A 21,113-nucleotide genomic window follows, 5' to 3' on the forward strand; every position below is an offset into this window, starting at 1 on the left:
TCCAGTTTTCGCCGGACCCGGTCCCACGCGCCGTATCGCCGTGGCCGGTCGTCCGTGAGCGCGGCCGACGACACCGCGACCGCCTTCGACTCGGCCATCGCAGTCCGGTCGCTCGGGGACGGCACGTTCACCGCGACGTTGCGCTCGGAATGGGCGATCGCCGCCCATCCGCACGGCGGGTTTCTGGTGGCATTACTGGCAAAAACCGCCGCCGCGGCGTTGCACGAACGCGGCGACGCGACGGTCGAACCGCTCGCGGTGAGCACCGAATTCCTGCACGCGCCCGCCCTCGGCCCGGTGTTGCTGCGCGCCGATGTGCGCAAGGTCGGCCGTCGCGTTTCGGTGATCGCGGTTTCGCTCGAACAGCGCGGCCGCGCTTGCGTCGAGGCGAGGGTCACGGTCGGCCGGTTGCCGATGCGCCGTTCCGAATGGACCGACCTGCCGCAGATGCCGGCCGAACCGCCGTCCACCGCGCTGCAGCTCGGCAAGGACACGCCGGAAGGCCCGTTCCACCTGTCCGCGGCCTGCGACGTGCGACTGGACCCGGCCACGGCGGGATTCCTGTCCGGACGCGCGGGCGACCCGCCCCGGCTGCGGATGTGGGCGCGCCCGCGCGCCGGCCAGCCCGACGTGTACTTCTCGCTACTGGCAGGCGACCTCAATCCGCCGGTGGTGGCGAACCTCGGCAGGTACGGCTGGGCCCCGACGGTCCAGATGACCTCGCTCGTACGGACCCGTCCGGCCCCGGGCTGGCTGCGGATCGTCGTCGAGGCGCGGTCGGTGCACGAGCCATGGTTCGACTCGGACGCGACGGTCGTGGACGCACAGGGCCGTCTCGTCGCGCAGGTGCGGCAGCTGGCGCTCGCCCCGGCACTGGGCGGCTGAGGGGCGTTTGGCACGCTGAAGCGCATGAGCGCAGCTTGCAAGCGAATCATAGTTATTCATGGCGTCGCCTCCATGGAAAACAGCGCGAAGCTCCTCACGGAGGCGACGGCATGAGTGTGATCGCGGTTCTGGGTGCGGGAAAGATCGGCGAAGCCCTGCTGTCGGGCCTGCTCAACGGCGGCCACGAACCAGGCGACCTGCTCTTCACCGAACGGTACGAGGAGCGGGCGCGCGAGCTGGAGACGCGTTATCCGGGGATGCACGCGGCGACCGTCGCGGACGCGGCCCGGCGCGCGGACATCCTCGTGGTCGCGGTGAAGCCGCAGGACATCGAGCCGGTGCTGGACGAGCTGGCCCCGCTGCTCGGGACGTCGTCGCTGGTCGTTTCCCTGTGCGCGGGCCTGCCGACCGCGCTGTACGAACGCCGTCTCGCCGACGGGGTCCCGGTCGTCCGCGTGATGCCGAACACTCCGATGCTGGTCGGCGAGGCGATGAGTGCGATCTCACCCGGAAAGCACGCGACGCCCGCGCATCTGGCGACGGTCAAGGAGCTGCTGTCGCACGTCGGCAAGGTCGTCGAGGTGCCGGAACGGCAGCAGGACGCCGTCACCGCACTGTCCGGCTCCGGTCCGGCGTACTTCTTCTACCTGGTCGAGGCCATGATCGACGCGGGCATCCTGCTCGGGCTGCCGCGTGCGCTCGCCGGGCAGCTGATCATCCAGTCGGCGGTCGGCGCGGCGAAGATGCTCGCCGAGGGCCAGGACCACCCGGTGCTGCTGCGCGAGGCGGTGACGTCCCCGGCGGGGACGACCATCAACGCGATCCGCGAGCTGGAGAAGCATGGGGTGCGTGCGGCGTTGCTCGACGCGATCGAGGCTGCCCGCGACCGGTCGGAGGAGCTGGGCCGCGCTCACGAGAACTGACCCGGCTGCTCTCGCCCCGCCCAGACCGCCCCAATGCCACATTGGGTGCATCTAGCGCACCCAATGTGGCATTGGGTGCATCCCATATGGCGTTCGGTGCGTCTGGCGCACCCGATGTGGCGTTGGGGGAGGGTTCGCGGTCGCGATGCCCGCTGGGCAATGCGGAGCGCTGTCCGGACGGAGAGAAAAGCCCGCGTATCGGTCGATGCTGCCCTCTGTTGACGCGCCCGCTGTGGCGTTCGGCGCAAGCCCCGCCCCCGATGCCGCAGTGGAAGCGGTTGGCCGATCCCGGCAAACCGGACAGTGCTGGGCCGTCCGGGCTAAGCGAAGCCCCAGGTGAGGGCCCATCCTGGTGACAGGCGTCGCACGAGTCCCACCTGTCCCGCTACCCTCGGAAGAGCACGTGCGTGTCGATACCACAGGTGGGGAAGCCTCGTGGCGCGACACGTGTCGAAGGACGCGGTAAACATGTCGCCGAACAAGAAGGAGGATTTGCCCGCGGTAGGGCAGGTCCAGTTTTTGACAGTCGCCGAAGTGGCCACGCTGATGCGGGTCTCGAAGATGACCGTGTACCGCCTGGTGCATTCGGGCGAACTTCCCGCGGTCAGAGTCGGGAAGTCCTTCCGGGTGCCGGAAAAAGCGGTGCACGAGTATCTGCAGGGTGCTTACTTCGACGTGGGCTGACCGGTCCGCCGCTCCGCCGCGCAATGCTGGCGGAGCGGGGTCCGCACGGTCGCCGGGCATGCGTCAGACCATGCCCGCCGACCGGCCCGCGCCGGGACGCTAGTAACCTGGTAAACCGCTCGTGCCTGTGCGCTCCACCCGTTGGACGCTGCGCCGGGCAGCGTGACCGACGACCAAGAGGAGCGCCCATGGGTTCCGTGATCAAGAAGCGCCGCAAGCGCATGTCGAAGAAGAAGCACCGCAAGCTGCTGCGCCGTACGCGCGTGCAGCGGCGCAAGGCCGGCAAGTGAGCCGTCCGCGCGGCTAGTGTTTCGTGGCCCGTCCAGTCTCTGGACGGGCCACACTCATGTTCGGACCCTCCTACGCCCGATCGAGTGAGGCGCGCATCGCAATCCGGACGTCCCTCGTAAATACGAGGTAAGCCCTGGTCAGCAGGGTGTCCGTGGCCGGTAACATGGCAGGCGCATCAGCGCGATGCTTCCAGCGAGTGCAGGTTCGCGCACCCCGAGTGATCACTCCGTCTTGCACACTGCTGCCGATCAGGGAGTTCCATGGCCTCGAACATCGTGCTCGTCACCGGGGTCGCCGGCGACCTTGGCGGGAAGCTGCTCGCCCGGCTCGGCGCCCACCCGGATCTCGAGCGGGTGATCGGCGTCGACACCGCCCCGCCCGCCAAGGACGTCCAGCAGCGGATGGGCCGTGCCGAGTTCGTCCGCGCCGACATCCGCAATCCGCTGATCGCGAAGGTGATCAGCAGCGCCGAGGTGGACACCGTCGTGCACACCTCGTGCACCGCGCATCCGGCCGGGCCGAGCCGCCGGGCGGCGGTCAAGGAAGTCAACGTCATCGGCACGATGCGGCTGCTCGCGGCATGCCAGCGCGCGCCGAAGGTGCGCAAGCTCGTGGTGAAGTCCAGTGCCGCGGTGTACGGCGCGGGCGCGCGTTCGCAGGCGGTGTTCACCGAGGATTCGGAGCTGATCCCGCCGTCTTCGAGCGGCTACGCGAAGGACGCGGTCGAGATGGAGGGCTACGTGCGCGGCCTCGCCCGCCGCCGCCCGGACCTGACCGTCACGCTCCTGCGGTTCGCGAACATCATCGGCCCCGAGGTCGACACCGTGCTGGCCCGGTACTTCTCGCTGCCGGTCGTGCCGACCGTTTTCGGGTACGACTCCCGGCTGCAGCTCCTGCACGGTTCAGACGCGCTGTCAGTGCTGGAAATGGCGACGGTGGAAGACCGGCCGGGCGTGTTCAACGTCGCCTCCGAGGGCGTGCTCACGCTGTCGCAGGCGATCCGCCGGGCCGGCCGGGTCGGGCTGCCGATGCCGCGCGGCGTCATGCCGTCGGTCGGGAAGCTGCTGCGCGGAGCCCGGGTGGTCGATTTCTCCGCCGACCAGGTGCGGCTGCTGAACTTCGGCCGCGCGGTCGACATCACGAAGCTCAAGAAGGAATTCGGGTACACGCCCCGCTGGACCACCCGCGAGGCGTTCGACGATTACGTGGCGGGCCGCGGCCTGCGCCCGGTGCTCGACGGCGGCGCGCTGGCCGGGCTGGCCGGCAAGGTGCTCGAGGCCGCCGCCACCGGGCAGGCGCGCCGATGAACCACGCGACGAGGGCCGGAAGTGAGGCGAATCCCGTGAATGGTGCTGAGGCACAGGTCATCCCGCTGCATGGTCCCGGCCGGGAGAAACCGGCCGGGATCCCGGAGCAGGCGCAGGAGCGGGTGGACGCGCCGGTCGTCGAGTTCCCGGCGCAGCCGTCCGGTCCGGTGCGCGAGCCCGAGGCCGATCCGCTGTCGGAACCGGTGCGGAACGCGCTGACCTTCCTGCGCCACCGGCTCACCGGCGACTACGCGGTGGACGAGTTCGGATTCGACGCCGAGCTCACCGAAACGCTCGTGCTGCCGCCGCTGCGCGCGCTGTACGAGAAGTGGTTCCGCGTCGACACCTTCGGCGTCGAGAACCTGCCGAAGGCGGGCGGCGCGCTGCTGGTGTCCAACCATTCCGGCACCTTGCCGCTCGACGCGCTGATGACCGCGGTCGCGGTGCACGACGAGACCGGCGGACGGCACCTGCGCGGCCTCGGCGCGGACCTGGTGTTCAAGCTGCCGCTGGTGGGGTCGTTCGCGCGCAAGTCCGGGCAGACGCTCGCCTGCTCCGCCGACGCCGAACGCCTGCTGACCAACGGCGAACTGGTCGGGGTGTGGCCGGAAGGGTTCAAGGGAGTCGGGAAGCCGTTCTCCGCGCGGTACAAGCTGCAGCGCTTCGGCCGCGGCGGTTTCGTGTCCGCGGCGATGCGCGCGGGCGTGCCGATCATTCCGGTGTCGGTGGTCGGGGCCGAGGAGACGTATCCGAAGATCGGCGAACTCAAGGTGCTGGCGCGGCTGTTCGGGTTGCCGTATTTCCCGGTCACGCCGTTCTTCCCGCTGCTGGGCCCGCTCGGCGCGGTGCCGCTGCCGACGAAGTGGACCATCGAGTTCGGCGAGCCCATCCGCACCGACGACTACGGCCCGGACGCGGTCGACGATCCGATGCTGGTGTTCACCCTCACCGACCAGGTGCGAGAGTCGATCCAGCACGCGCTGTACCGCCGGCTTTCCCAGCGGCGCAACGTTTTCCGCGGCTGAGCGGGTTCATTCGGCGAGATGCCAGCCGCGGCGTACTGAGCGTTCGCAGCGCCGCGGCTCGTCGCCGACGCTGACGAAAAGCGCGGTCAGCAGGGGCGCGCCGTGGTCCAGCGTGCTGCGTGGCAAGGGACCGTTGGCGACCAGCGAGACCAGGCCGTGCGCGATCGCCCAGCTTTGCGTGGCGAGATCGAGGGCGTCGAGGCCTTCGCGGTAACGCCCGGTGTCGCGGCCTCGGGCGGCGGCTTGCACCAGGTATTCGAGGGTGTCGTCGGCGGCTTGGGCGTCTTCCAGCTCGAAGTTGGCGTCGAACATCACGCGGTACAGGTCGGGATGGTCGAGCGCGTTGCCGAGGTAGGCGGAGATGAGCGCGGCGTGGTCGCGCACCGGATCGGCGGACGGGCGGACCTCGGCCATCCGATGCGCCAGCCGGGTGAAACCCTCCTGGCGCAAGGCTTTCCACAGCCCGTCCATGCCGGCGAAGTGGGTGTAGACGGCCATCGTCGACACCCCGGCCCCGGCGACGAGCGAGCGCAGGGTGATCGGTTCGCGGGTGCGGAGCATCTGCGCTGCCCGTTCGAGCAGCAAGGTGCGCACTGCCGGATCTTTCGCCCTCGCCATGGCGGCATTCTATAGCATTGCAATGCTATGTTTTAAGGATCGAGGATCTTGCCCGGTTTCAGGAGGAAACATGGCCGTCACCCTGGTCAACCCGGACGCGCTGCCGCAGGTCGGCCTCTACCGCCAGGTCGCCGTCGCGACCGGCTCCCGGACGGTATACGTCGCCGGGCAGGTGGCGCGGACCGCTGACGGCGGGCACGTCGGGGAGGGGGATCTGGCCGCGCAGGTCGAGCAGGCCTACCTGAATGTCGCGGCGGCGCTGGCTGAGGTGGGTGCCACGTTCGCCGACGTCACCCGGCTGACGGTGTACTTCGTCGAATGGTCGCCGGAGAAAATGGGCGAGTTCGTCGAGGGCGTGCAGCGGGCGGAGAAGAAGCTGGGCATCGACATCCAGGCCCCGTTGACCGGGATCGGCGTGGCGTTCCTTGCGGAGCCGGACCTGCTGGTGGAGGTCGAGGCCACCGCAGTGCTGGACTGACCCGGTTTCAGCGGCGGCGGTACGCCATCCCCGCCGCCACCGCTCCCGCGACCGCGCCCGCGCCGAGCACCGACGGGACGCCGATGCGGGCGGCTTTACGGCCGGTGCGGAAGTCGCGGATCTCCCAGCCGCGCGCGCGAGCGACGTCGCGCAGGCCGCTGTCCGGGTTCACCGCCACCGCGGTGCCGACGACCGACAGCATCGGGACGTCGTTCTGCGAATCCGAATAAGCCGTGCAGCGCTTGAGGTTTAGGCCTTCCCGCGACGCGAGCGCGCGGACCGCGTGTGCCTTCGCGCGGCCGTGCAGCATGTCGCCGACCAGGCGTCCGGTGTAGACCCCGTCCTTGGTTTCCGCGACGGTGCCGAGCGCGCCGGTGAGGCCGAGCCGGCGCGAGATGATCGCGGCGAGTTCGATCGGCGTCGCCGTGACGAGCCACACGCGCTGGCCCGCGTCGAGGTGCATCTGCGCGAGCGCGCGGGTGCCGGACCAGATCTTGTCCGCCATCAGCTCGTCGTAGATTTCCTCGCTCATCGTGGTGAGCTCCTCGACCGTGCGACCGGCCACAAAGGACAGCGCGCGTTCGCGGTGGGTCTTGATGTCGGCCTTGTTCTCGCGGCCGCCGACGCGGAACTTGATCTGGTCCCACACGAAACCGGCGAGGTCGGCGGAGGTGAAGAACTTGCGCGCGGCCAGCCCTCGCGCGAAATAGAAGATCGACGCGCCCATCATCATCGTGTTGTCCACGTCGAAGAAGGCGCCCGCGGTGAGGTCCGGCGGGGCGGGCGGAACCGTCGTCGCCAGCTGCGCCGAGGAAGCCGCGGCCTCCGCCGACGCTTCTCCGGCGAGCGTGGCGAGCCGCTCCAGTTCCTGACTCTTATCCTTGCCACGCCAAGCTGACACGCACACCGCCTCCAGGTTCGGGCACGTCCCGGCGGACGACGCCGACCGGGTCCTGCAGCACAGGGTAGCGACCGCGCGACTCACCCGTTGGAGATGTGGCCGGGACCTCGGATAGGGGTTGCCCGGTTCTCCTGATCATGGCGCGGGGGAGTGGCGAAAGTCGCGTCGGCGAGCGTCAGCCGATGACGATCGGCGGGAGTCCCGGCAGCAGCGGCGGGATCGAGACGACCGGCGGCGGCGCCGGCCGGGTCGGGATCCGGGGCGGGGTGGGCGCGGTGATCGGCGGCGGGACGTTCGGCGGGGTCGCGGTGTGCGGCGCCTCCGTGGACGTCGGCGTCGGGGTCGGCAGGTTCGGGCTGCTGAGGGTCGGCGAGGACACCGAACGCACCGGCAGCGGCGAGTCCGACGGCGGGACGGTCGACTCCGGAGCCGGAGGCGGGCTGCTCGGCGTGGAACCGCCGGGGGACAGCGGTTGCTGCGTGCACGCGCCGGGTGCGGGGAGCAGGCCCAGTTCGTCGGTGGTGCCGGTGGTGATCTGGTAGCAGCTCAGCCGCGAGCCGAGCGCGCTCGTCCGCTGCCGCACCCGGTCGAGGAGGCCGCGAGCCCGCTGGAAGTCCACTCGGGCGGACGCCGGGACGTCGGTCTGTTCCGATTCCAGCTGCCGCGACTGGCTCTGCGCCCACGACTCCAGCGCCGTCAGCCGCGTGCGGTTGCCGCTCGTGGTCGCCAGCTCGGTGAGTTCGGCCACGCCCTCGCGGACGTCGCTGCTGAAATCATGCAGCGCGGTTTGGTACGCCGACGGGGCGGCGTCGTTCATCCGGCCCAGTTCGGCAACCCGGTTCGCGGCGAACTTCAGGTGTTTCTCGGCTTTGGCTTCGTCGCCGAAGGTCAAGCCGAGCGACGTGACTTCGCCCGCTCGCTTGACGCTGTACAGCGCGTCTCCGGGCAAGGCGTCCCGCGAAAGCAGCAGCGTGAGCCCGCCGAGGCCGAGGATCAGCGCGATCCCGGCGGCGGCGAGGTCGGCCATCCGCGGCCGCCACCGCCGGCGCGGGAGAGGTTCGCCGATGCGGCCTTCGATCTCGGCGCGGATGCGGGCCCGGGTGGCGGGGTCGGGGTCGCCGGCCCGGCCCAGTTCGTGCAGGGCTCCGACGACGGCCAGCTCCTCGGCGAACTCGTCCGGCCGCTGTCCGGGGGAAGCATTGATCGCGTCGTCGAACCGCTCGCTCTCGGTCCGACCACGCGAAAACCACCCGGGCACGCCCACGGTGCTGCTCCGTCTCCACCCAACGCCCGGCCCTGACCGCCGGTCTGGGTGAGAAACGATTAAGAAGCCGAAAAAGTTACGGTTGATCGTTGAACGATCAACGCAGGCCGGTGGGCAGCAGCTGCGCGAGCCGCCGGACGGCGCGGTGCTGGAGCGCCTTCACCGCGCCTTCGTTGCGGTCCATGATCTGGGCGGTCTCAGCGACCGACAGCCCCTGCAGGAACCGCAGCACGATGCATTCGCGCTGGTCGTCGCCAAGCTCGGCGACACAGCGAAGCAGCTCCGCGCGGGTCGCGCCCGCGATCGCCTGCTGTTCGGGCCCGGCCTGCGCGACCGGGCCGACCGGTCCGCCGGGCACGCCGCCCGGTTCGGCGACCTCGTCGGTGACGACCTCGAGCCGGAACCGGCTCGACTTCACGTGGTCGAGGATCAGGTTGCGGGCGATGGTGACGAACCACGCGCCGACGTCGCGGCCCTGGTAGCTCACCGAGGTGATCCGGCGCAGCGCGCGCAGGAAGGTCTCGCTGGTGACGTCCTCGGCCAGGTCGCGGTCGCCGAGGCGGAAGAGCGCGTAGCGGTAGACGACGTCGACGTACCGGTCATACAGCTGACCGAACGCCGAGGAGTCGCCGGCCTGCGCGGCCCGCACCAGTTCCCACGCCTCGGCCTTGGCGACCTCGGCGGCGTCCGGTTCGGGATCGGCCTTGGGCAGCGGCACAGCGGCCGCGGACGAGCCGAACACGCGGTCGGCGAACATCGCGACCGGACCGCGGTGCGCGGCGGCGGACAGGGTGATCGAACGGGTCATCGAGCGGCACCTCCGACTGTCCCTGGTGCTGCCGGGTGTGGTCCCGAGGGCGTGCAGGCGTGCCGCGGCGCGTGATCCACACCCTCGTGGAGCGGCAGGTTCGGCACGACGACTCCCTTGCTCGGGTCACCCGGTAGTGATCAACGCCACCCGGCGACGCAGTGCAGCATACGTGTTGTTACCGCGAAGTAGGTAGTGTCCCGGTCAGGCAGAGGTGCGACGATCGCGCGGCATCCCCATTACGGGTGACAAGATGACGAATCCGCAACGGAACGAGAGGGGTGGGGGTGGACCGGATCAGCACCGCCCACGGCGTCGCCGGCCTGCTCGCCGCTGCGGCCAGCCGCTGGCCGGAACGCACGGCGATCACCGAGACGGGCACGGGCAGCACGCTGACCTGGCGACAGCTCGACGAAGCGGCGCACGCGCAAGCACGCCGGCTGGTGTCCTCCGGCGTCGCGCCGGGCGACCCCGTGGTGCTGCGGCTCCCGACGTCGGCTGACTTCGCGGTCGCCCTGTTCGCCGTGCTGCGCGCGGGCGGAATCGCCGTGCCGTTGTCGCCGCAAGCCCCCGTGCCCGAACTGGAGCGGCTGCTGGAGCACTGCGGCGCGAAACGCGTGGTGCAGCGCGACGACGCCGAGCTGCCCGAAGGCGTCACCGGCCTGCCGCCGCGCGGCGACGAGGCGGGCGAGCCGGTCGATCTCGGCCGCTCCGGCGAGGACATCGCGGTCATTTCGTACACCTCCGGCACGACCGGCCCGCCGCGCGGAGTACTGCTGTCGCACCGGGCGCTGCTGGCGAACCTCGATCAACTGTCCCAAGTGGACGGAGTGACCGAGCACGACGACCGGGTGCTGGTGTCGATCCCGCTCTTCCATGTCTACGGCCTCGGCCCTGGCCTGCTCATGGCGACCGCGGTCGGCGCGACGCTCGTGCTGTCCGAACGCTTCGAAGCCCGGCGGACGTTGCAGGACTGCGCCGAACATCGCGTCACGGCGATCACCGGCGTGCCCGCGATGTACAACGAATTCGCCTCACTCGAACCCGAAGAACTGGCCGCCGGGCTGGCGACGGTGAAACGGCTGACCTCCGGAGCCGCGCCGTTGCATCCGAAGGTGCTCGCGGCGATCCGCGAGGCCGCCGGGCTGGACGTGTACGAGGGCTACGGGCTCACCGAATGCGCGCCGGTGGTGACGTCGACGCTGGTCACCGGCTATCCGAAGCCCGGATCGGTCGGGCGGCCGCTGCCCGGGATCGAGCTGCGGCTGGTGGAGTCCGACGGATCTGCCGACGACCTGCCGCTCGACCCGGAGGAGCCGGACGACGTCTTCGAGGCTGGCGGCAGTACCGGGCTGGTGTCGGTGCGCGGGGCGAACCTGTTCTCCGGGTACTGGCCGGACGGCGCGCACGGACCGGACGCCGAGGGCTGGTTCCGTACCGGCGACGTCGGTTATCTCGATTCCGACGGCGATCTGCACCTGGTCGACCGGGCCAACGATTTGATCATCGTCAACGGCTTCAACGTCTTTCCGCATGAAGTCGAGGAAGTGATCTCGCAGCTGCCCGGGGTGGTCGAGGCCGCCGTCGTGGGCGTGGTGGACGAACGCAGCGGCGAGGCGGTGAAGGCAGTCGTGGTGCCTGCTGAAGGCGCCGCGTTGTCGGAGCAGCAGGTGGTGGACCAGTGCACCGCGCATTTGGCGGGGTACAAGGTTCCGCACACCGTCGAGTTCGCTGAGACGCTGCCGCATTCGGCTACCGGGAAGCTGCGACGGCTGAAGCTACGCTGACTCTGTGCACAAAGTGACCGTGATGAGCCGCGAAGGGTGCCACCTGTGCGACGTCGCCGAGGCGGACGTCGCGCGGATCTGCGGCGAGCTGGGCGTGCCGTGGGAGACCGCGGACGTCGACAGCGACCCGGAATGGCAGGCCGAGTACGGCGACCAGGTGCCGGTGATCCTGATCGACGGGGTCGAGCACGGGTACTGGCGCGTCGAGGAAGACCGGCTGCGCGCGGCACTGCGGTAAGCAACCCGTAAGCGCTTGAACGGGCCCGTTGGGGCCGGACCCGCCGAAGATGGTGGGGTGAGTGCGTTGAAAGAAGCTTCGCCGGCCGTCCGGCCGCGCCTGTCGCTGGGGATCGCGACGTTCATCGGGCTGGTTTCGCTGGCTGTCGCGCTGGGCGTGGGACATCTGGTCGCCGGGTTCGTCGGGTACAACGCGTCGCCGTTCGTCGCGGTCGCGGACTTCGTCATCGCGCACAGTCCGCACGCCGTCGTGGTGTGGGCGGAGCAGACGATCGGGACCGCCGACAAAACCGTGCTCAAGATCGGTCTGGCCGTGGTGCTGCTGGGGTTCGCGATGCTCGCCGGACAGCTTTCGCGGAGCCGTCCGTTGCCGGGCCAGTTGCTGGTGATCGTGGTCGGCGCGTTCGGGATCTACGCGGTGTTCGAGCGCACGGACGTCGGACAGCTCGCGTTGCTGTCTCCGGTGCTGGCGCTGGGCGCTGCGTTGCTGGTGTTCAGCTGGCTGCACAAACGCGCGCTGCCGCCGGAAACCGAACTGCGGCAAGGACTCAGCCGTCGCCAGGTCCTCCAGCGCGGCGCGGGAATCGCGGCCGGCACCGGGGTGGCGGCGGTCGTCGGCGAGGTCGTGTCCACCACCGGAAGCGCGGCTGGCTCGCGAGCGTCGATCGGGCCGCTGGTGGCCGCCCGGAAGGCTCCGCCGCTGCCGCCGGACGCGGATTTCCACAAGCTCGGCTCTCCGCCGTTCATCACGCCGAACGGGAGCTTCTACCGGATCGACACCGCGTTCGTCGTGCCGCAGGTGCGGGCCGAGGACTGGACTCTGAAGATCCACGGCATGGTCGACCGCGAGGTGAGCTTCTCCTACGCGGACATCCGGAACCGGCCGCTGGTGGAACGGACCGTGACGCTCACCTGTGTCTCCAACGAGGTCGGCGGCGAGCTGATCTCCACCGCCAACTTCATCGGCGTCGACCTGGTCGATCTGCTGGACGCGGCAGGCGTGCAGACGGGCGCGCAGCAGATGTACGCGACCAGCGTCGACGGATTCACCTGCGGCACTCCGGCGAACGTGGCGCTGGACCCGGCGCGCGGCGCGATGCTCGCGATCGGCATGAACGGCGAAGCCCTGCCGGTAGAGCACGGGTTCCCGGCGCGGATCGTGATCCCCGGGCTGTACGGGTACGTCTCGGCGACGAAATGGGTCACCGACCTGGAGTTCACGACCTGGGACGCGCGGCAGGCGTACTGGCTGCGGCGCGGATGGGCGGAACAGGCCCCGATCAAGACCGAATCCCGGATCGACGCACCGACCGGCGGCGCATCCGTGCGCGCGGGCCGGCTCCGGGTGACGGGGACGGCGTGGGCGCAGCACGTCGGGATCGCGAAGGTAGAAGTGCGGGTGGACCAGGGCCCGTGGACCCCGGCGACGCTCTCGGCCGAGGTCAACAAGGACACCTGGCGGATGTGGTGGGCCGAGGTGCCGGTGGCGGCGGGCAGCCACACGGTCACGGTCCGGGCGACCGATCAGTCCGGCTACACGCAGACCGACCGCCCCGCGGACCCGGTCCCGGACGGCGCGACCGGGTGGCACACGGTGCCGTTCACCGCGGCCTGAACGCAGTCGCTCTTCTCCGGGCCGGGGACCCCGGACAAGAGCGACGTTGTGCTTCTGGTCATGCGGGTGACCAGTGACTTTGTGCATGCGTTCACAAGTGGACTACCGTAGTAACCCGTCCCCGCGAGGACCGGCATCGAACCGGACGGAAGCCGTGGGGTCAAGGGTTGGTTTTCCACTGCCGGCAAGGCAGATGGGGGACAGCGCGGGCACGAAGCCGGATTGAGGAGAAGTCAGCGTGGTGACACAGCGGGGTGGGCGCAGCGGTGCCGAACCGCCGGCCACGCCTCCCCGCGACGAGTCCGACGCCGCCGAGTCCGCCCCGCCGGCCGCGCGCCGTGCTGGCGGACGGCACGCCGCGGGCAGCCGCCGTCGAGCCACCGTGAGCGAGAACGGCTTGGCACGCAACGGGAATTCGGCGGACGCCAGTCACGCGAGCGGCTCGGAGAACGGACGGGCGGCTGGCCACGATCAGGTCGCTGGCGGTGGCGAGCACGCTGCTGGGAACGGGCGTGGGAGTCAGGCGGCTGAGCGGGATCGAGTCGCTGGTGGCGAACACGCCGCTGGGAATGGCCGGGCGACATCCGGCCGCGCTAGCCGGGCGGCTGGGCAGGGCCAGGTCGCCGGTGGCGAACACGCCGCTGGGAACGGCCGTGGGGGCCAGGCGGCTGGGCAGGACCGAGTCGCCGGTGGCGAACACGCCGCTGGGAACGGCCGGGCAGCGTCCGGCCGGGCAAGCCGGGCAGCCGAACAAGACCAGGTCGCCGCCACCGGCGAACACGCCGCAGCCGACGGTCGCGCCGAAGGAAACAGCCGCGCAGCCTCCGGCAACGGCCGCCCCACCCGGGCGGCCGCCCGGGCCGCCGCGCAAGCCGAAACCCCCGCTGAGGACGACCCTAAACCCCGCACCCGCCGCGCCGCCCGGGCCTCCCGCCCCGCGCCGGACGCCGACAACGCCCCGACCGCCGAGATGCCCGCCGTCTCCGACACCGAAGACACCGCGGTCCGCGCAAAGCAGATCCCCGAGGCCGCTGTCGCCCGGCTGGCCGTCTACCTGCGGATTCTGTCCGGATTGGCCGAACAGGGCGCGACCACCGTCTCCAGCGAGGAACTCTCCGCCGCGGCGGGCGTGAACTCCGCCAAACTCCGCAAAGACCTCTCCTACCTGGGCTCCTACGGCACCCGCGGCGTCGGCTACGAGGTGCAGGTGCTCGTCAGCCAGATCGAGCGCATCCTCGGCCTCACCCGCCAGCACCGGGTCGCCGTGGTCGGCATCGGCAACCTCGGCCACGCGCTCGCCAACTACGGCGGCTTCCCCGGCCGCGGGTTCCCCGTCGAAGCGCTCTTCGACCTCGACCCCGATTTGATCGGCGTTCCCGTAGGGGGTCTGCCGGTCTCGCACATGGACGACATTCCTCGCGTTTGCTCCGAACGGGAGATTTCCGTGGGGATCATCGCCACACCTCCTACCGCCGCGCAGTCGGTGTGCGACAGGCTGGTGGCAGGCGGCGTCCAGTGCATCCTCAACTTCGCGCCGGTAGTGCTCCAGGTGCCGGCACACGTCGAGGTCCGCAAGGTCGACCTGGCTGTCGAGCTGCAGATCCTCTCGTTCCACGTGGCTCGCCGCGCGGACAGCGCGGCCAGTGTTGGTGCCGCCGGGGAAAACCAGGGAAATACCGGGTTACCCGGCACCGGCCGGTCCGCCGACAATGGCAGCACGGGCGGCGGACGAAACGGCGCCGGAACGGACGGCGGTCTCGGAATGGTGGTGCGCTGAATGAGCGTGTTGGCGGTCGGGCTCTCCCATCGCAGTGCGGATCTCGGCACGCTCGAGCGTGCGGCGATCCCCGCGGACGAGCTGACCAAGGTCCTGCACGACCTGCAACAGGCCGAGCACATCAGCGAGGTCATGCTCGTCTCGACGTGCAACCGCATCGAGGTCTACGCCGTGGTGGAGACGTTCCACGGCGGCGTCAACGACGTCTCGGAGGTGCTCTCCCGCAAGGCCGGGATGGAGCCCACCGAGCTGTACGACAGCCTGTACGTGCACTACGCGGGCGCGGCCGTCGAGCATCTGTTCTCGGTCACCTCGGGCCTCGACTCGATGGTGGTCGGCGAGACGCAGATCCTCGGCCAGATCCGGTCCGCGTACGCGACCGCGCGCGACGCCGGCACGGTCGGCCGCACACTGCACGAGCTGATCCAGACCACGCTGCGCGTCGGCAAGCGCGTGCACTCCGAGACCGGGCTCGACCAGCTCGGCGCGTCCGTCGTGTCCGAGGCGCTGGCCGCCGCGGGCGACATCGCGGGCAAGCACGCGCTGGTTGTCGGCGCCGGTTCGATGGGCGCGCTCACCGCGTCGCAGCTGCGCAAGGCCGGGATCGCCGAGATCACCGTGGCCAACCGCACCGAAGCCAACGCCGCCCGGCTGGCCGAAAAGGTCGCCGCCGAGGGGATCCCGGCCCGGTCGGTGCCGCTGTCCGACCTCGCCGGAGCGGTCGAGCTGGCCGACCTCGTCGTGGCGTGCACCGGGGCGCAGGACGCGGTGTTCCTCGCCGGACACGTGCCCGCGCGGGCGGGTCGTCCGCTGGTCGTCTGCGACCTCGGGCTGCCCAAGGACGTCCACCCCGAGGTCGCCGAACTCGCCGACGTCGCCGTGGTCGACCTGGAGACGATCCAGCGCCGCATGCGCGACGCGGGAGCCCCGACCACCGAGCGGCAGACCGCCAAAGCCAACGGCATCGTGCTCGACGAGGTGCGCGAGTACCTCGCCGGACAGCGCAGTGCCGAGGTCACGCCCACGGTCACCGCGCTGCGCAGGCGCGCGGCCGAGGTGGTGGACGCGGAGCTGCTCCGCCTGGACAACCGGCTGCCGGAACTCGACAGCCAGGTTCGCGAAGAGGTCGGCCGCACGGTTCGCCGGGTGGTCGACAAGCTGCTGCACGCGCCGACGGTGCGGGTCAAGCAGCTGGCCGCCGAGACGGCCGACACCGACTACGCCAACGCGTTGCGGGAACTGTTCTGCCTCGACCCGCAGGCTCCTGCGGCCGTGGCGAGCCCGACAGCGCCGGAATCCGAGAAGAAGCGGTAAGTGACCAGAGTCATTCGCATCGGCACGCGGGGCAGCAAACTCGCCCTCGCGCAGACCGGCATCGTCGCCGACACCCTCCGCGCCACCGGGGCGGAGGTGGAGATCGTCACCGTCACCACGCCTGGCGACCTCTCCAGCGCCCCGATCTCGCAGATCGGGGTCGGCGTGTTCACCTCGGCGCTGCGGGAAGCGTTGCTGCGCAACGAGATCGACGTCGCCGTGCACTCGTACAAGGACCTGCCCACCGCGCCCGAACCCGAGCTGGTGCTGGCCGCGGTGCCGCCGCGCGAGGACCCGCGCGACGCGCTGATCGCGCGCGACGGGCTCACTCTCGGCGAGCTTCCGCCGGGCTCGCGGGTCGGCACCGGCGCGGCGCGGCGCATGGCTCAGCTGCGCGCGCTGGGTCTCGGTTTGGAAATCGTGCCGATCCGAGGCAATATCGATACCCGCATGCGCAAGGTGACCGACGGTGAGCTGGATGCCGTGGTGCTCGCGCGTGCCGGACTGGCCAGGGTCGGCCGGGTGGACGAGATCACCGAAACCCTCGACCCGATCCAGATGCTGCCCGCCCCCGCGCAGGGGGCGCTGGCGCTGGAGTGCCGGGCCGCCGACGTGGACGTCGAGCACCTGCTCGCGTCCGCGGCGGACGACGAGAGCACGCGGGTCGCGGTGACGGCCGAACGGGCTCTGCTCGCCGCGCTCGAAGCCGGGTGCAGCGCGCCGGTGGGCGCGCTCGCCGAGATCGTCGAGGACCTCGACGACGAGGGCGCGGTGGTGGAACGGATCTCGCTGCGCGGCACCGCTGCCGTCGAAGGCGAGAACGGCGGCGTCGACATGGTGCGGGCCTCCGCGATCGCCGGGATCGGCGAGGCGGAGAAGCTCGGCCGGGAACTGGCCGCCGAACTGCTTGACCTGGGAGCCGGGGCGCTGCTCGGCCCCGCACTGTGACGCCAGCCGTCACCGACCCGCACGACCTGCCCGACAGCAGCGGCCGGGGCACCGGCCGCCCAAGAGGAGAAGAACACCAACGATGACCCCTGCTCGCAAGACCGCCGGGCGCGTCGCCTTCGTGGGCTCGGGCCCCGGGGACGCCGGGCTGCTCACCGTCCGCGCCCAGGAACTCCTGGCCAAGGCCGAGGTCGTGGTGACCGATCCGGACGTGCCCGCGAGCGTGCTCGCGTCCGCGGCTCCGACCGCCGAGGTCCGCCCCGCCGTCGGCGAACCGTCCGACGTCGCGAAGGACCTGACCGCCGAGGCCAAGGCAGGCCGGCTCGCGCTGCGGCTGGTCTCCGGCGACCCGCTGACCAGCCCGGCCGTCGTGGCCGAGGTCCAGGCCGTCGCTCGCACCTCTGCCGTGTTCGACGTCATCCCCGGCGTCGCGCCGGGCACCGCGGTGCCGGCGTACGCGGGTGTCGCGCTCGGCGGCACCTACACCGAGGCGGACGTCCGCGGCGAGGTCGACTGGGGCGCGCTGGCCGCGGTCCCCGGCCCGATCGTGCTGCACGCGACCTCGGCGCACCTGGCCGAGGCGGCGAGCCAGCTCACCGAGAAGGGGCTGCCCGCCACCACCCCGGTCGCGGTCACCGCGAACGGCACCATCAACACCCAGCGCACGCTGGACACCACCCTCGCCTCGGTCGCGAACGACGCGGGCGAGCTGGTCGGCCCGCTGGTCGTGACGGTCGGGCAGGCCGCCGGGCAGCGGTCGAAGCTGTCCTGGTGGGAGTCGCGGGCGCTGTACGGCTGGAAGGTCCTGGTGCCGCGCACCAAGGAGCAGGCGGGCGAGATGGCCGAGCGGCTGCGCGGCCACGGCGCGACCTCGCACGAGGTGCCGACGATCTCCGTCGAGCCGCCGCGCAGCCCGGCGCAGATGGAGCGGTCGGTCAAGGGCCTGGTCGACGGCCGGTACCAGTGGATCGTCTTCACCTCCACCAACGCAGTGCGCGCGGTGTGGGAGAAGTTCGAGGAGTTCGGCCTGGACGCGCGGGCGTTCTCCGGCGTGAAGATCGCCTGCGTCGGCGAATCGACCGCGGCGAAGGTGCGTTCGTTCGGGATCATCCCGGAGCTGGTGCCGACGGGCGAGCAGTCGTCCGAGGGCCTGCTGGCCGAGTTCCCGCCGTACGACGACGTGCTGGACCCGGTGAACCGCGTCCTGCTGCCGCGCGCGGACATCGCCACCGAGATCCTGTCGGCCGGTCTGGTCGATCGCGGCTGGGAAGTGGACGACGTCACCGCCTACCGGACCGTCCGGGCCGCCCCGCCGCCAGCCGAGACCCGCGAGATGATCAAGACCGGCGGGTTCGACGCGGTCTGCTTCACCTCGTCGTCGACCGTGCGGAACCTGGTGGGCATCGCCGGGAAGCCGCACACGCGCACGCTGGTCGCGTGCATCGGGCCGAAGACCGCCGAGACCGCGGTGGAATTCGGTCTGCGGGTGGACGTCCAGCCGGAGAAGGCCGACGTGCCGCATCTGGTGGACGCGCTCGCCGAGCACGCCGCGCGGCTTCGCGCGGAGGGTGCGCTGCCGCCGCCGCGCAAGGCCAAGCGGACCCGGCGCAGCTGAGGTTCTTTGTCCGTGAAGGGCTCCTTGAGGGAATCTGATTCCCTCAAGGAGCCCTTCACGGCTTTTGGGAGCAGGGGAGCCCAGCGGCAGGCCGCCGCGGGCGAGCGCCCTCGCCGAAGAGATTGTCTGAGCGCGGGAGTACCTTGAATGTGTGTTCCCTGAGCAGCGACCCCGCAGGCTTCGTACTACTCCGGCTATGCGCAGGATGGTCAGTGAGACCACGTTGCGGCCTCGGCAGCTGATCCTGCCGATGTTCGTGGGCGAGGGCCTCGACGCACCGCGTCCGATCGCCAGCATGCCGGGCGTCGTCCAGCACACTCGCGACACGCTTCGCAAGGCCGCTGTCGAGGCGGTCAACGCCGGGGTCGGCGGGCTCATGCTCTTCGGCATTCCGGAGAAGCGGGACGCGCAGGGTTCCGGCGCGGTCGACGAGAACGGCATCCTCAACGTCGCGCTGCGGGATCTGCGCAGCGAACTCGGCGACTCTACCGTGCTGATGGCCGACACCTGCCTGGACGAGTTCACCGACCACGGGCACTGCGGCGTCCTCGACGCGGACGGGGTGGTCGACAACGACGCCACGCTCCGGTTGTACGCCGAAATGGGCGTCGCGCAGGCGGAAGCCGGGGCGCACGTGCTCGGGCCGAGCGGGATGATGGACGGCCAGGTCGGCGTGATCCGCCGGGCGCTCGACGAGGTCGGGCACAGCGAGACCGCGATCCTCGCCTACTCCGTGAAGTACGCCAGCGCGTTCTACGGGCCCTTCCGCGAGGCGGTCGACTCGCAGCTCAAGGGCGACCGCAAGACCTACCAGCAGGACCTCGGCAACGCGCGCGAGGCGATGCGCGAACTCGAACTCGACCTCGCCGAGGGCGCGGACATGGTCATGGTCAAGCCCGCTCTGTCCTATTTGGACATCATCAAGGCGGCGGCCGACATTTCGCCCGTTCCCGTTGCGGCGTACAACATTTCCGGCGAGTACGCGATGGTCGAGGCGGCCGCGGCGAACGGCTGGATCGACCGGGAGCGCACCGTGCTCGAGGTGCTCACCTCCATCCGCCGCGCGGGCGCGGACGTCATCCTGACCTACTGGGCGGCCGAGGCCGCGGCCTGGCTGGACTGAGCCCGGGTAGGGTCTTTCGGGTGGCCGAGAAGGACGAGAACACCCCGAAGCCAGCCAGCGTGACCTCGGACGATCTTTCCGGGCTCACCGACGACGAGCGCCGCAAGCGCGGGCGCGCGCCGGATCCGGTGCTGCCGGGGGAGACCGCGCCGAAGGCCAAGCTGCCGACGCCGGTGCACGTCGCGTTCGTGCTCGCCATCGTGGCGGCGGTCATCGTCGTCGCCGGGCAGGTCGTCACCGTCCTGCTCAAACAGCAGCTGGTCGACCGGGCGATCGAGCAGGTGCAGAAGAGCGGCCAGAAGGTCGACGTCGCGCAGGTGCAGGCCAACGCGAACACGCTCGTGTGGGCCATGCTGATCGGCGCGCTGTGCTTCGGCGGACTGCTCGTGCTGTTCGCCTGGAAGGCCCGCGAGGGCACCCGGTCGGCGCGCAGCATCGCGACGCTGCTGGCGGTGCTCGGCATCGTGTTCGAACTCGGCGTGATCCGCAGCATTTTCGCGCTCGCGTCGTCGCTGGCCCTGGTCGTCATGCTGATCCTGCTGTACCTGCCGAAGGTCGCGGACTACTTCCCGAAGGTCGGCAAGAAGCTGTAATGACGGCCAGGACGCTGTACTCCGAGCCCGGCGTCGGCTGGTCGGCGCTGGTCTGGGGCCCGCTGTTCGCGCTGCTGGGCGCGCTCGCGGAACTGGCCACCGGCGGCCCGACGCACGTCGTCGGCTGGGTGCTGATCGGTGCCGCGCTGTGCGGGCTGACGCTGCCGTGGGTGTACGCCCGGCGCCGGTTCCTTTCGCTCGAGGTCACCACCGAGGGGCTGCGGCAGGGCAGGGAAACCCTGGCCGCCGAGCGGATCGCCTCGGTGACCGACGTCGGCTCGCCGGTCGGGACGCGCGTGCTCGGCGGGGGCTGGTCGGTGCCGCGGAAGTACGACGAGTTGCCAGTGGAGCTGGACGACGGCACGGTGGTGCTCGCCTGGGCCCGCGACGTCGAAGCGCTGAAGACCGCGCTCGGCGAGTTGGCCGCGAAGAACCGGCCCGAGGACGAGACCGCCGAGGAGCAGCCCGATGACTCCCGGAACTGAACCCGCACGAGGGACGCGCGACGACGGCGAACCTGAAAGGCTGGACCCCGTGATCGACCTACCCCAGCCGACCGGAGCCGGGCTTTGGCCGCCGGAGGAAACCCGGCCGCAGGCGAAGCTCAACCAGCCGTGGCGCGCCTTGGTCGCGCTCGGCGAGGTCGTGGTGGCCGGATTGGTGCTGTGGGCGGCGTTCGCGCTGTGGCACGCCGGGGTCGTCACGGTCGTCACCACGGCCGGCGACGGCACTCGGTTGGTCTCGCAGCGGTACTTCGGCGGGCACATCGCCGGGGCGCTCGGTTTGGGCACGCTGTCGGCGGTGTTAGTGGTGGACGCGGTCCGGCAGTTGCTTCTTGCGGTGCGGGCTAAGCACAAAAAGAAGAAGGACTGATTACACAGCTGTCCCACAGGGAACCAACAGCTGACTGCTAAGCGGGC

22 protein-coding genes are annotated in these 21,113 nt (G+C 70.8%); 18 read left to right on the forward strand and 4 right to left on the reverse strand.

Annotated features, from left to right (window positions below; translation table 11 throughout):
* The first annotated feature begins 54 nt into the window (after positions 1-54).
* The 6 genes from ACWGIC_RS26690 to ACWGIC_RS26715 all read left to right on the forward strand — a co-directional run bounded on the left by ACWGIC_RS26690 (position 55) and on the right by ACWGIC_RS26715 (position 5,115).
* Positions 55-885, forward strand: a complete 831-nt coding sequence (locus tag ACWGIC_RS26690) for a thioesterase family protein (RefSeq protein WP_452078661.1) — start codon at positions 55-57, stop codon at positions 883-885.
* A gap of 110 nt (positions 886-995) precedes the next feature.
* Positions 996-1,808 carry a pyrroline-5-carboxylate reductase gene (gene proC, locus ACWGIC_RS26695; RefSeq protein ID WP_452078662.1) on the forward strand — a complete coding sequence of 271 codons (813 nt, stop codon included), beginning with the start codon at positions 996-998 and terminating at the stop codon, positions 1,806-1,808.
* Between the two features lie 468 nt (positions 1,809-2,276).
* A complete protein-coding gene (locus ACWGIC_RS26700) occupies positions 2,277-2,492 on the forward strand; it encodes a helix-turn-helix domain-containing protein (RefSeq protein WP_037353555.1) in 216 nt (71 codons plus the stop codon).
* A 188-nt stretch (positions 2,493-2,680) separates the two neighbouring features.
* On the forward strand, positions 2,681-2,782 hold the full coding sequence (locus ACWGIC_RS26705; protein WP_007030867.1) for a 30S ribosomal protein bS22: 102 nt from the start codon (positions 2,681-2,683) through the stop codon (positions 2,780-2,782).
* 261 nt (positions 2,783-3,043) lie between these two features.
* Complete coding sequence (locus tag ACWGIC_RS26710) at positions 3,044-4,090, forward strand: NAD-dependent epimerase/dehydratase family protein (protein ID WP_452078663.1); 1,047 nt, start codon at positions 3,044-3,046, stop codon at positions 4,088-4,090.
* The gene (locus ACWGIC_RS26715) at positions 4,087-5,115 is read left to right on the forward strand and encodes a lysophospholipid acyltransferase family protein (protein ID WP_452078664.1); all 1,029 of its coding nucleotides are present in this window, start codon (positions 4,087-4,089) and stop codon (positions 5,113-5,115) included. The genes ACWGIC_RS26710 and ACWGIC_RS26715 overlap by 4 nt, the downstream gene beginning before the upstream one ends.
* A 6-nt stretch (positions 5,116-5,121) precedes the next feature.
* Here ACWGIC_RS26715 and ACWGIC_RS26720 read toward each other — a convergent pair whose 3' ends face one another.
* Entirely contained in the window at positions 5,122-5,733 is a 612-nt protein-coding gene (locus ACWGIC_RS26720; RefSeq protein ID WP_452078665.1) for a TetR/AcrR family transcriptional regulator, read from the reverse strand.
* Positions 5,734-5,803: 70 nt separating this feature from the next.
* Here ACWGIC_RS26720 and ACWGIC_RS26725 point away from each other — a divergent pair, with 70 nt between their 5' ends.
* Positions 5,804-6,211 carry a RidA family protein gene (locus ACWGIC_RS26725; protein ID WP_452078666.1) on the forward strand — a complete coding sequence of 136 codons (408 nt, stop codon included), beginning with the start codon at positions 5,804-5,806 and terminating at the stop codon, positions 6,209-6,211.
* A gap of 7 nt (positions 6,212-6,218) precedes the next feature.
* On the opposite strand, the gene ACWGIC_RS26730 is transcribed toward ACWGIC_RS26725, so the two are convergent.
* The 3 genes from ACWGIC_RS26730 to ACWGIC_RS26740 form a co-directional block, all read right to left on the reverse strand.
* Positions 6,219-7,127: an HAD family hydrolase gene (locus ACWGIC_RS26730; protein ID WP_452078710.1), complete on the reverse strand. Its 909-nt coding sequence runs from the start codon at positions 7,125-7,127 to the stop codon at positions 6,219-6,221.
* Positions 7,128-7,287: 160 nt separating this feature from the next.
* Positions 7,288-8,376, reverse strand: a complete 1,089-nt coding sequence (locus tag ACWGIC_RS26735) for a DUF5667 domain-containing protein (protein ID WP_452078667.1) — start codon at positions 8,374-8,376, stop codon at positions 7,288-7,290.
* Between the two features lie 97 nt (positions 8,377-8,473).
* A complete protein-coding gene (locus ACWGIC_RS26740; RefSeq protein ID WP_452078668.1) occupies positions 8,474-9,184 on the reverse strand; it encodes a sigma-70 family RNA polymerase sigma factor in 711 nt (236 codons plus the stop codon).
* Between the two features lie 281 nt (positions 9,185-9,465).
* Between ACWGIC_RS26740 and ACWGIC_RS26745 the strand changes: the two genes are divergently transcribed.
* The 11 genes from ACWGIC_RS26745 (at position 9,466) to ACWGIC_RS26795 (ending at position 21,066) form a co-directional block, all read left to right on the forward strand.
* Positions 9,466-10,971: an AMP-binding protein gene (locus ACWGIC_RS26745; RefSeq protein ID WP_452078669.1), complete on the forward strand. Its 1,506-nt coding sequence runs from the start codon at positions 9,466-9,468 to the stop codon at positions 10,969-10,971.
* A gap of 22 nt (positions 10,972-10,993) precedes the next feature.
* On the forward strand, positions 10,994-11,209 hold the full coding sequence (locus tag ACWGIC_RS26750; protein WP_452078711.1) for a glutaredoxin family protein: 216 nt from the start codon (positions 10,994-10,996) through the stop codon (positions 11,207-11,209).
* A gap of 57 nt (positions 11,210-11,266) precedes the next feature.
* A complete protein-coding gene (locus ACWGIC_RS26755; protein ID WP_452078670.1) occupies positions 11,267-12,823 on the forward strand; it encodes a molybdopterin-dependent oxidoreductase in 1,557 nt (518 codons plus the stop codon).
* Between the two features lie 970 nt (positions 12,824-13,793).
* Positions 13,794-14,600 carry a redox-sensing transcriptional repressor Rex gene (locus ACWGIC_RS26760; RefSeq protein ID WP_452078712.1) on the forward strand — a complete coding sequence of 269 codons (807 nt, stop codon included), beginning with the start codon at positions 13,794-13,796 and terminating at the stop codon, positions 14,598-14,600.
* A complete protein-coding gene (locus tag ACWGIC_RS26765; protein ID WP_452078671.1) occupies positions 14,601-15,914 on the forward strand; it encodes a glutamyl-tRNA reductase in 1,314 nt (437 codons plus the stop codon).
* The gene (hemC, locus tag ACWGIC_RS26770) at positions 15,915-16,862 is read left to right on the forward strand and encodes a hydroxymethylbilane synthase (RefSeq protein WP_452078672.1); all 948 of its coding nucleotides are present in this window, start codon (positions 15,915-15,917) and stop codon (positions 16,860-16,862) included.
* 82 nt (positions 16,863-16,944) lie between these two features.
* Complete coding sequence (locus ACWGIC_RS26775) at positions 16,945-18,477, forward strand: uroporphyrinogen-III synthase (protein WP_452078673.1); 1,533 nt, start codon at positions 16,945-16,947, stop codon at positions 18,475-18,477.
* 151 nt (positions 18,478-18,628) lie between these two features.
* Positions 18,629-19,600, forward strand: coding sequence for a porphobilinogen synthase (hemB, locus tag ACWGIC_RS26780; protein ID WP_452078674.1), 972 nt, complete (start codon positions 18,629-18,631; stop codon positions 19,598-19,600).
* Positions 19,601-19,620: 20 nt separating this feature from the next.
* Positions 19,621-20,193, forward strand: coding sequence for a hypothetical protein (locus tag ACWGIC_RS26785; RefSeq protein ID WP_452078675.1), 573 nt, complete (start codon positions 19,621-19,623; stop codon positions 20,191-20,193).
* A complete protein-coding gene (locus ACWGIC_RS26790) occupies positions 20,193-20,678 on the forward strand; it encodes a hypothetical protein (protein ID WP_452078676.1) in 486 nt (161 codons plus the stop codon). The genes ACWGIC_RS26785 and ACWGIC_RS26790 overlap by 1 nt, the downstream gene beginning before the upstream one ends.
* A 49-nt stretch (positions 20,679-20,727) precedes the next feature.
* Positions 20,728-21,066 (forward strand): hypothetical protein, encoded by a 339-nt coding sequence (locus ACWGIC_RS26795; RefSeq protein ID WP_452078677.1) that lies wholly within the window; start codon positions 20,728-20,730, stop codon positions 21,064-21,066.
* Positions 21,067-21,113 lie beyond the last annotated feature (47 nt).

This window comes from Amycolatopsis sp. NPDC054798 (genome assembly GCF_053611505.1).